General features: G+C 37.8%; 10 protein-coding genes and 3 pseudogenes. 9 read left to right on the top strand and 4 right to left on the bottom strand.

All coding sequences use genetic code 11. The annotated features are described in order from the left end of the window. Nucleotides 1–99: 99 nt before the first annotated feature. The gene (locus tag MCO_RS00445; RefSeq protein ID WP_007551908.1) at nt 100–2124 is read right to left on the bottom strand and encodes a M3 family metallopeptidase; all 2025 of its coding nucleotides are present in this window, start codon (nt 2122–2124) and stop codon (nt 100–102) included. A 323-nt stretch (nt 2125–2447) separates the two neighbouring features. Here MCO_RS00445 and mgtE point away from each other — a divergent pair, with 323 nt between their 5' ends. Next, complete coding sequence (gene mgtE / locus MCO_RS00450; RefSeq protein WP_007551909.1) at nt 2448–3824, top strand: magnesium transporter; 1377 nt, start codon at nt 2448–2450, stop codon at nt 3822–3824. A gap of 826 nt (nt 3825–4650) precedes the next feature. Here mgtE and MCO_RS00460 read toward each other — a convergent pair. After that, nucleotides 4651–5364 (bottom strand): hypothetical protein, encoded by a 714-nt coding sequence (locus MCO_RS00460; protein WP_040298514.1) that lies wholly within the window; start codon nt 5362–5364, stop codon nt 4651–4653. A 62-nt stretch (nt 5365–5426) separates the two neighbouring features. Here MCO_RS00460 and MCO_RS00465 point away from each other — a divergent pair. From MCO_RS00465 to MCO_RS00495, 7 genes and pseudogenes are all read left to right on the top strand, one after another. Then, nucleotides 5427–5757: pseudogene (locus tag MCO_RS00465) on the top strand (tyrosine-type recombinase/integrase); the annotation flags it as partial. Nucleotides 5758–5966: 209 nt separating this feature from the next. Then, a complete protein-coding gene (locus MCO_RS00470; RefSeq protein WP_004860377.1) occupies nt 5967–6167 on the top strand; it encodes an AlpA family transcriptional regulator in 201 nt (66 codons plus the stop codon). Nucleotides 6168–6446: 279 nt separating this feature from the next. Beyond that, nucleotides 6447–7070, top strand: a complete 624-nt coding sequence (locus MCO_RS00475; RefSeq protein ID WP_004854276.1) for an IS607 family transposase — start codon at nt 6447–6449, stop codon at nt 7068–7070. After that, nucleotides 7067–8263, top strand: coding sequence for an RNA-guided endonuclease TnpB family protein (locus MCO_RS00480; RefSeq protein ID WP_007551915.1), 1197 nt, complete (start codon nt 7067–7069; stop codon nt 8261–8263). Before MCO_RS00475 ends, MCO_RS00480 begins: the two co-directional genes overlap by 4 nt. Before the next feature lie 233 nt (nt 8264–8496). Continuing rightward, nucleotides 8497–8847, top strand: coding sequence for a type II toxin-antitoxin system RelE/ParE family toxin (locus MCO_RS00485; RefSeq protein WP_040298571.1), 351 nt, complete (start codon nt 8497–8499; stop codon nt 8845–8847). A 1-nt stretch (nt 8848) separates the two neighbouring features. Next, a complete protein-coding gene (locus tag MCO_RS00490) occupies nt 8849–9172 on the top strand; it encodes a helix-turn-helix domain-containing protein (protein ID WP_007551917.1) in 324 nt (107 codons plus the stop codon). Between the two features lie 206 nt (nt 9173–9378). Next, nucleotides 9379–9774 carry a hypothetical protein gene (locus tag MCO_RS00495; protein ID WP_007551918.1) on the top strand — a complete coding sequence of 132 codons (396 nt, stop codon included), beginning with the start codon at nt 9379–9381 and terminating at the stop codon, nt 9772–9774. Between the two features lie 49 nt (nt 9775–9823). Here the strand turns inward: MCO_RS00495 and MCO_RS00500 are convergent, their stop codons facing one another. Continuing rightward, nucleotides 9824–10111: a HigA family addiction module antitoxin gene (locus MCO_RS00500; protein WP_007551919.1), complete on the bottom strand. Its 288-nt coding sequence runs from the start codon at nt 10109–10111 to the stop codon at nt 9824–9826. 17 nt (nt 10112–10128) lie between these two features. Beyond that, nucleotides 10129–10227: pseudogene (locus MCO_RS09920) on the bottom strand (type II toxin-antitoxin system RelE/ParE family toxin); the annotation flags it as partial. Nucleotides 10228–10344: 117 nt separating this feature from the next. On the opposite strand from MCO_RS09920, the pseudogene MCO_RS10465 reads away from it, so the two are divergent. Next, a pseudogene (locus tag MCO_RS10465) lies at nt 10345–10470 on the top strand (IS607 family transposase); the annotation flags it as partial.

A 10470-nucleotide genomic window follows, 5' to 3' on the forward strand; every position in this document is an offset into this window, starting at 1 on the left:
AAAACCTCTGTCCACATGATGATGGGGTAAAAATTTTCATAAATATCAACCGTAGAAAAGTATATAACAACGGTATAGTCTAAACTATACCGCTATAATTTACAGTCCACGTTTTTTAATCATTGCCTCCGATGAAGGTAGCCGTCCCCGAAAAGCTTTATAAAGCTCCTCTGGATCACAACTGCCTCCAGCAGAGTAAATAAAACGTTTCAACCTATTAGCAAGCTCTAAATTAAAAACGTCACCCGTTTCTTCAAAAGCTTGAAAAGCATCAGCATCAAGCACTTCCGACCACATATAAGAATAGTAACCAGCGGCATAACCATCTCCTGAAAATATATGCGTAAAATGCGGAGGACGGTGACGCATAATAATTGTGTTAGGCATTTGTAACTTTTCTAATTCTTGACGCTCAAACATTGTTGGATCGGTTATCTTTTCACCTTGATGAAAAGCCATATCTACTAGAGCTGATGAGGTGAATTCAACTGCAGAAAAGCCAGCATTAAATGTTTGTGCGGATAGAACTTTATCCATCAATGTTTGCGGCATAGGAAGTCCTGTTTTTATATGCGTAGCATAAGATTTTAAGACCTCTGGTACAGTTAACCAATGTTCGTAAAGTTGAGAAGGAAGTTCAACAAAATCTCGAGAAACCGATGTTCCCGCTACAGATGGCCATGTTACATCAGAAAGTAAACCATGCAACGCATGTCCAAATTCATGGAAAAGTGTGTGCGCATCATCAAGTGATAAAAGAGCAATCTCTCCTGCGGGTGGCTTAGCAAAATTACAAACATTATAGATAATAGGCTTTTGTCCGCCATCCAGTTTATGTTGCGACTGCAAACTACTCATCCACGCCCCAGACCGTTTTGACGAACGCGCAAAATAATCACCAATAAAATGTCCAAGCAGGCTTCCATCAGATTTTCTTACTTCCCACAAACGTGCATCAGGATGCCAAAGTGTAACAGCATTTTTTTCTTCAAATGTAATGTCAAAGAGTTTTTCTGCTACTCCAAAAGCCGCTTCAATCATGCGATCAAGCTGAAAATAATATTTAATTTCAGAGCTATCGAAAGAAAATTTTTCAGCGCGGAGTTTTTCAGCGTAATAACGCCAATCCCAAGCTTCTAAAGTTTCATTGCTTCCATGATTGTTCGCAAAGTTTTGCAATTCAATCTGTTCGCTAGAAGCCTTAACTCTTGCCCGTTCCCATACAGGTGTAAGCAAATTCATAACCGCATTAACACTTTTGGCCATGGTATTATCAAGTTTCAAATCTGCAAAAGATTTATACCCCAATAGTTTAGCCTTCTCATCTCGAAGTGCAACAATCTCTAAAATAATCGCTCGATTATCATTCTCGTTATTATTTTCACCACGCTTAGACCAAGCTTGGAATGCTATTTCACGCAAATCACGACGATGAGAGAATTTCAAAAAAGGATCAATAACTGAGCGTGCTAATGTTAAGGCATAAGCTCCTTCATTTCCTTTTTCGCGTGCCATTTCTTTCATTGAAGCAATGAGATCATCAGGCAAACCAGATAAATCTGTTTGTTCTAAAAATAAAACCCATTCTGCTTCATCTTTTAAGACGTGCTGACCAAAAGTAGCATTTAAAAAAGCAAGTTTTTCATTAATTTCAACAAGTCGTTTCTTACCTTTTTCATCAAGTTTTGCACCGTTACAAACAAACTTTTTCCACCATAATTCAAGTACACGCGTCGTTTCACTATCATACATACCTTGCTGCGACTGTTTATAAAGCACATCTATTTTTGCAAATATCCGTGTATCCATCATAATTTTTGAAGAATAATGAGAAAGTTTTACAACAAAGTCTTGCTCTAACTGCTGAATCAATGCGTTACTATGAGTACTTGAGCGCAAGAAGAATATTGAACATACACAATCAAGCGCTTTGCCACAAAGCTCAAAATGTTGCAAAAAATTCTCAAGTGTTGGTGCTTCTCGCACCGTTGCAATCATTTCTATTTCTTTTTCTGCTTCTTGAAGCGCCTGTTCAAAAGCGGGAGCAAAATCTTCATCATTTATTGACGAAAAATCAGGAAGCCCTGAAAATCCCCCCCAGTCCAACACTGCTACTTTTGTCATAATACTCTCTGTCTCCAATTATACATTTAAGTGTCACAATTACCTGTACCATACAAAATAACACACTAAAATCATTTAGTGCTCTTCAAAAGTCCCTTTCAGACCTCTATTTTGGCAGAAAAATAAGAATCCTTACATGTTTGATTCAGGAAATTGTTTATAACCTGTAATCTGTCATTAACTTTATTTCAAATATTAACAATTAGAAGTATAGTTGGAGGGTGTTTTTTTAAATCTTTCATAACTTTTGTTTTACCCTATCGTTTTATCCCTATCCATGATCTGAATTTATAATTCTCCAATCCTTCAGAAGGTACTTTATTATGACTGAAATTAAAACGACCTTCGATTTCAAAAATTTTTCTCCAGAAGCTCTTGCCGAAGAATTAAAGAATTATCATTTTGCTGACTCGATTGATATCATCAATGATCTCGATATCATGGAACGTGTAGCTATTCTTAGCCTTTTGCCTCTTGATTATGTCATTGAACTCTTTGACAAACCAGAACTTGAACAACCAGCAGCTATTCTCGAACTTCTCCCTGTGAATCGTTCCGTTGAAATTCTTGATGGTATGTCTGCTGATGCTGCTGCTGATGTCTTTCAAGAAATGGATAAAAAAACCCGCACGCAACTTTATACATTGCTTAAACCCTTAACGCGTGCTGAACTAAAAAAACTTACCAGTTACCCTGATCATACAGCAGGTGCACTGATGACAACAGAGTTTATAGCTGTTCCAGCAAACTGGACCGTAAAAAAAACTCTGGATCATATTCGTGATGTTGAACGAACACGTGAAACAGTTTATACAAGCTATGTTATCGATCCTAAAACGGGCACTCTTCTCAAAGCCGTTTCACTGCGTAACCTTATCCTTGCCTCTCCTGATGATCAAATTCTAAACGTCTCTACACATGATACCCCCATTACAATATCTCCCTTTACACACCATGAAGACATTGCTCGTCTTTTTCAACGCCATGATCTTCTCTCTGTGCCAGTTATCGATGACTGTAACCATGTTATTGGTATTGTGACCGTTGACGACGTACTTGATACAATGGTTGATGAAATGAGTGAAGATGCCTACAAATTTGGAGGTATGGAAGCTCTTGATAAACCCTATATGCAGATCAACTTTCTAGGGATGATGAAAAAACGTGGTGGTTGGCTTGCTTTACTTTTCCTTGGCGAAATGCTGACAGCAAGCGCTATGCAACATTTCGAAACAGAACTTGAAAAAGTCATCACTCTTACCCTATTTATTCCTCTTATCATGAGCTCGGGAGGAAACTCTGGCTCGCAAGCAACATCCCTCATTATTCGTGCACTAGCATTACGTGAACTCACACTCAGAGACTGGTGGAAAATTATCCTTCGTGAAATTCCAGCAGGGATATTCCTTGGTCTTTTACTAGGAGTTATCGGAATGATGCGTATTACCATTTGGCAAAAACTTGGTATTTACAACTATGGTGAACATTGGATTTTCATTGCCATGACAGTAGGCACGGCTTTAGTCGGAATTGTCACATTTGGCTCTTTGTCTGGTTCCATGCTTCCTTTTATTCTTAAACGCTTGGGATTTGATCCTGCAAGTGCTTCAGCTCCTCTTGTCGCAACTTTAGTGGACGTCATGGGAATTGTTATCTACTTTTCTGTAGCTTCCCTTATCTTATCTGGCACTCTGCTCTAAAATGAGAAGCAAAAACTGTTCAATGACAAGTCAAAAAAAAGAGATTAGCATATCTATAACAGCAGTTTTAAAAAAAAAATCTAATATACACTAATGTACTGTTTAAATATGAGAACAAATACAATCTGAGAGAAGATCAATATAAACCAACCCCATCATACTATTTTCCAGCTTTCAATGTCATAACTGCTCTTACCGTTAAAACAGTTCACGAGAGGCATATTGCGTGTTTTTTTCCAATGAGTTTTTAGCCACACATCAATCTCTCTTGTAACGTACAAATAAGTAATTTTTTGGTTTATAATGAAAGAGTATAAGAAAGAACGTCCTGTATTTAGCATTCTTACTCAATATAGAAAATAATAACTATATCATAATAAACCAATGCTTTACCAACACAAAGTTACATCGAATTTGGATATTGATATAAGTAAGATATACACTTTGATTATAAGGAACAAATTTTATTATTGGTTTTCTTCATGCATACCTTATGTAAAGTGCTCACATACTTGAAAGTTTTTAGGTAAACTTTTCTAAGCCAATGGAATATTAAAAATCTTTGCAAACACTTTTCCATAAAAATATTTCCTCCTCTTACAAGAGTAATACTCTTTTTTATTTAAACAACTTATTGATATTATATATCTTTTTTAAGGTTCGGGATGCGTAGATAAAAATTGGGGAATAGGATTTTTAACATTTCTCTACAACAGTAGCATTTTCTTTTCTTTGCGCTTCGCTAATCATTTCTAATAATGTTTTGAATGCTTCTAAATCCTCTAAAATTCTAACAAACATGCCAACAGTTTCACAACTCAACGGATTAGAAGGCTTTATTTTTTATGGCTTGAACCGCATCCTTCGCTTCGCTCGCTTCTGTTCGTGCGCTTCCTGCTGTTTTTTTCGACTCATCTGCTGTACGTTGCGCAGATTCTGCTATAAGCTTCGCATTATTGGCTACTTCTTTCGCTTTGCCGACTTCATCCTTCGCTTCATACGCTCGTGACTCCGCTTTGCTTGCTGTTTTCTTGGCTTCTTCTCCCGCCATTTCCGCTAAACTTGCTTTAACCTTTGCGCCATCTGCTACTTGCTTGGCATCACCAGCTTTATTCGAAGCTTGATAGGCTATATTCTCCACACTTTGTGCTTTTGTCCGAGCTTGCTCTGCATCATGTCTTGCAAAACTTGCTGCATCTTTAGCTTCTTTCGCTGTTTTCTTGGCTTCATCCGCTACTGTCTCTACCCTTTCTGCCTTTTGCCGTGTCCCTTCAGCAGACTTCTTTGCCTCTTGTGCTATAGATTGTGCACTACTGGCTGCTTGTTTCGCTTCTTCTGATATATTCTTTGCCGTTGAGGCTGTTTGGCTCGCCTGATCTCCTGTCTTTTTTGCCTCATGGGCTACACTCTCTACGGAAACTGCCTTACTCTTGGCTTCTTGTGCTAATCTCTTTGCTGCTTCCGCTTTACCCTTTGCCTCGTCGGCTATATTCTTGGCCGTCTCACCAACAGCATGCACCGCTTGCCTATCAACACCCAATGCCTATTCAACCGCAGCTTTTGCTTCAGAAGCTACTTTCTCCCTTATCATCATCCGAACACTCTCAGGAAGCACTAAAAGTAATTGAACAAGCTCGCTGTATCTCTAAAAGTGATTTCATCTTTTCTTTTTCTAGTCGGGCTCCTATTTCACCTATGGTTATGGCAAAATATATGAGAAAAATTGGACTTGAAGCACATCCACATGGTTTTCGCTCTAGTTTACGCAATTGGCTCGCTGAAACAACCGATACCCCCTATGAGGTCGCTGAAACCATTCTAAGTTATACGGGTCGGAGGACAAGTAGAGCGTGCCTATCGTCGCACTGATTATCTAGAACAGCGTCGTATCTATATGGATAAATGGGCGGTTTATGTCACGGGGCAATCTTAACAGATGGGGTGCATAACCCCATCATCTGTGGATAACTTTCTCTCTCTTTTCTCTCATATCATCTCAATAAGATTCATAAATTATCACATCAGAAAAACTATAATAAAACACTGTTTTTTATAGATTAAATACCTTTCAAATGATGCGAAAATATGGTTAATAAATAGTTATGATTTGTTTCTATTTTTTGAGACTGAAAGGATTTTAGTATGACAGAAAATGATGTTCTTTTGACAGACCGTGAAAGTGCAAAATTGCTTCATATGAGTGTCTCAACATTCCGCCGTCATGTAACCAATGGCTCTTTGCCAAAACCTTTAAAATTTGGTTTTTTATCGCGTTGGTTACAATCGGATCTTATCAATGTCATCGAGCAAGCGAAACAGCAACGTTATAACGACGCGGCATAAAAAGAAAACCTTGTCACGTAAAGACGAACAAGGCTTTCTCAAGCTCATCAACCTAGAGATAACAAAATCCGTCCTGTATCGCAACCTGGTTATAGGATTACTAAGTACATTCTACGCCATATTGCTTACATACAATATTGAGATGTTGGATTGAAGAAACAATCCCGCTATTCCAAGAAAAAGCAAGAATGAGGGATTGTTGATCATCACAAACAGAAAAACTTAAGGGCTTTAACAGCTTACTTGTAATCTATTTATATCTGTGTAATAATATATATTATGGATAGATTTGTTGGGATAGGTAAAGCAGCTCAAGTTTTAGGTGTTTCGATTAGCACTTTGCGCCGTTGGGAAGGTGAAGGCAAGATTATTTCTGAGCATACGGCAGGAGGACACCGCCGTTATGACCTATCCAAGCTTAGACCTGAGCTTTTTCATTCGAGAGAACTGTCTCAAAGAAAAACCATTGCTTATGCGCGTGTATCAAGCCATGATCAAAAAGACGATTTAGAGCGACAAAAACAGGTTCTTGAGCTTTATTGTGCAAGCCAAGGTTGGACTTATGAACTCATCTCTGATTTAGGGTCAGGGATGAATTATCGTAAAAAGGGTCTTAAACGTTTATTGGATGCTCTCATTGAAAATGAAATAGGTCGTTTGGTGATTACGCATAAAGATCGTTTATTGCGCTTTGGCGCAGAATTGGTCTTCGCCATTTGTGAAGCCAAACAAGTTGAGGTTGTCATTCTCAATCAAGGAGAAGAAAGCAGTTTTGAAGAGGATTTAGCCAAAGATGTTTTAGAAATTATTACTGTCTTTAGTGCTCGTCTTTATGGAAGTCGTTCGAGAAAAAATCAAAGGTTATTAGAGAATGTTCGTCAAGCTGTAGAGGCATCGCAATGATTGTTGCTCACAAAATAGCTCTAGACTTAAATAATAAACAACGAAGCTACATGGCTCGAGCCAGTGGTTGCGCGCGCTTTGCTTATAATTGGGCACTGAAGGAATGGCAGCAGCAATATGAAGCGTGGAAGAAAGATAATAATTTACCAAAGCCTAATGACTATGCGCTACGTAGACAATTCAATTCTCTAAAACGAGAACAATTTCCATGGATGATGGAAGTTACTAAAAATGCTCCACAAATGGCAATTATTCAATTGGGTGTGGCTTTTAAGAATTTTTTTTCAGGGAGAAGCCGATATCCCACTTTTAGAAAGAAAGGAGTGCACGATCGTTTTACTTTGACCAATGATCAAATACAGTTGCAAGGTTCCAAGATAAGAATTCCCAAACTTGGTTGGGTTCGTCTGCGAGAACAATTGCGATTTCAAGGAAAGATCTTGTCAGCAACCATCAGCCGTAAAGCGGATCGGTGGTTTGTAAGTCTTAGCGTTGAAACAGATAATCAAGAGTCACTAAGCGAGAACCAAGCTATTGTTGGTCTTGATTTGGGCATCAATGCACTTGCAACGCTTTCGACAGGAGAAACCATAGGAAGCGTTAAACCTTATAAGGCTTTGCTAAATCGTTTACGGCGCTTATCACGGCGTTTAAGTCGTAAGCAAAAAGGCTCGAACAATCGCCATAAGGAGAAACAAAAACTCGCTAAGCTTCATGCTCGGATAAGCAATATAAGAACGGATAATTTGCATAAGGTTACAACAGATTTAATTCAGCGTTTTGGTACATTTTGTCTGGAAGATCTTCATGTAAAAGGCTTGCTGAAAAATCAGCATTTATCGCGTGCCCTTGCAGATCAAAGTTTTTTCGAGTTTCGCCGTCAATTGGAATATAAGGCGGCACGCTATGGTCGACAGATTGTTATTGCAGATCGTTGGTATGCGAGCAGTAAGATCTGCCATCATTGCGGATGTAAGATTGAACAATTGCCTCTTAACATACGTGAGTGGAGATGTTCTCATTGTGGTACACACCATGATCGAGATATTAATGCCGCGATTAATTTAAAAAACTTGGCGGTGAGTTCCACCGTGTCAGCCTGTGGAGAGGAAGGCTCTGGCCAATGTCTTGTGACTTTGGTGAAACCAGCCTCAAAGAAGCAGGAAATCAACAGTATATTTAATCAGAAATGATCATATTTACATAAGTTTGGTAGAACGGCGCCTAAAGGCGTCCTTGACAAAGAATCATAACGGCTTGTTTTGTCCCTCTCACGCGGCTCCGAAATCATGATTAAAGGAGGAGATGTCTGCTTTTAGAGAGCAAAAAGCCGTGTCGTATGAAGATGCGGCTTTAAAAATTAAAAAAAATCCTAAAATTAAAATGATTTATTTGAAATTATACCCATATAGGTATACAAATGATTATGAATAAAGTAAAACGTATCATATGGCTTGGGTCTTCACTCAAAGATATAAAAAGCCTTCCTGAGATTATTCAACAGAGGATTGGTTATTCTCTTTATCTTGCTCAGATAGGAGATAAAGGAGAAAATGTTAAGGTTCTTAAAGGCTTTGGATCTGCCAATGTTCTAGAAATTATTGAACGTGATATACAAGGAACTTATCGCGCTATTTATACGATACAATATGAAAAGGCTCTTTATGTGTTGCACTGTTTTCAAAAAAAATCGACCCGTGGTATTGCAACCCCCAAACCAGATATAAATCTTATTAAGGAGCGTCTCAAATTAGCGGAGCAATTAGAAAGGAATTAGAATGATAAATGTTTTTCACGGTACTTCTAATGTTTACGCAGATCTTGATTTTGCAGATTCCAGAGAAATGCTTATTAAAGCACAGCTCGCTTGGAAAATTAGTCAAATTCTTAAAGAGAAGAACTTAACTCAAAAACAAGCTGTCCAACTTTTTAAAATGACTCAACCTAAATTGTCTAAGCTCTTAAATGGAGAATTCCGAGGGATAAGTGAGATGAAAATGCTTGAGTGTTTGGCTAAACTTGGAAATGATATCAAAATTGTTGTTAGCACTGAAAAAGTTAAAACATCAGAAGGGCAGCTTGAGGTTGTTTTTGCTTCTTAAATCTCTTTTTTAGTTTGTGCAATTTACATAAGTTTGGTAGAACGGCGCCTGCTTTTTAAAAATAAAGAAACCGTATGTTACATTGAGCACTAAAAAATTATGAAATTGAAATAATTATCTATATAGGTATATAAATAATCGTGAATAAAATAAAACGTGTCATGTAGCCATAAAGCGTTTTATAGATAAAAATATTGGAGGGGGTCATGGACGCTCTATCTACTAATAAATTAAATACAACAGAGAAAAATCCAAATTCCAAACAATCAATTTTAATAACTATAATGCGTAGAGTGTTTTCTGTCGTTTATAAAACATTACATAAGATATTGAAAACATGCCTTTTTTTCCTTTTTCTTTTTCTTTTGCTTATTCGTAAACCGGTTATTATTTTAACAGAATTTATAGCAGGTGGCAGTTTATTAGTGTTATTTATTTTTTTTACTGGATATGTAGCTGGTTCTGCACCTTTTGAACATCAAACAGCAATGGTCATTGGTTATATAGTTTTGATATTTCTAAGTTTAGCTATCAATTGGGGATATGATACGCTCCTATTACGGTTAGCTCCTCCCGGTTCTGATCTTATGCTTTTCAGATAAAAGTTTATTAGAGAATGTTCGTCAAGCTCTCCAATACGATAGAATGGTACTAACAAGAGCTAGTACAAAGAGGATGTATTTTAGGTTGTTTCTGTTTTAAAGCTTGCGCTAAATCATAATTTGTTTGCATAGCTAGCCAAGCACGTGCAGTACTCACACCAGCCATTTCCAACCTAATAGCGAGATTGGGACTAACAGCAGCTTTCCCATTTAAAACCCTAGAAAAAGCTACACGAGACATACCAAGCCGTTCAGCTGCTTCGGTAACAGATAAACCAAGCTCTGCGATTACATCTTCACGCAAGAGTTCTCCAGGATGTGGAGGGTTTTTCATCATTTTTTAGCTCTCCTTATTCAATGATAATCTAGATAATCAACTAATTCGACATCTATACCAACAAAACGGAATATTACACGCCAATTTCCATTTACAGTAATTGACCAATATCCCTTACAGGGCTTTAACAGCTTACTTGTAATCTATTTATATCTGTGTAATAATATATATTATGGATAGATTTGTTGGGATAGGTAAAGCAGCTCAAGCTTTGGGGTGTTTCGATTAGCACTTTGCGTCGTTGGGAAGGTGAAGGCAAAATTGTTTCTGAGCATACGGCAGGAGGACACCGCCGTTATGACCTATCCAAGCTTAGACCTGAGCTTTTTCATTCGAGAGAACTGTCTCAAAGAAAAACC

The sequence above is a fragment of the Bartonella sp. DB5-6 genome (assembly GCF_000278115.1).
GTDB lineage: Bacteria > Pseudomonadota > Alphaproteobacteria > Rhizobiales > Rhizobiaceae > Bartonella > Bartonella refiksaydamii.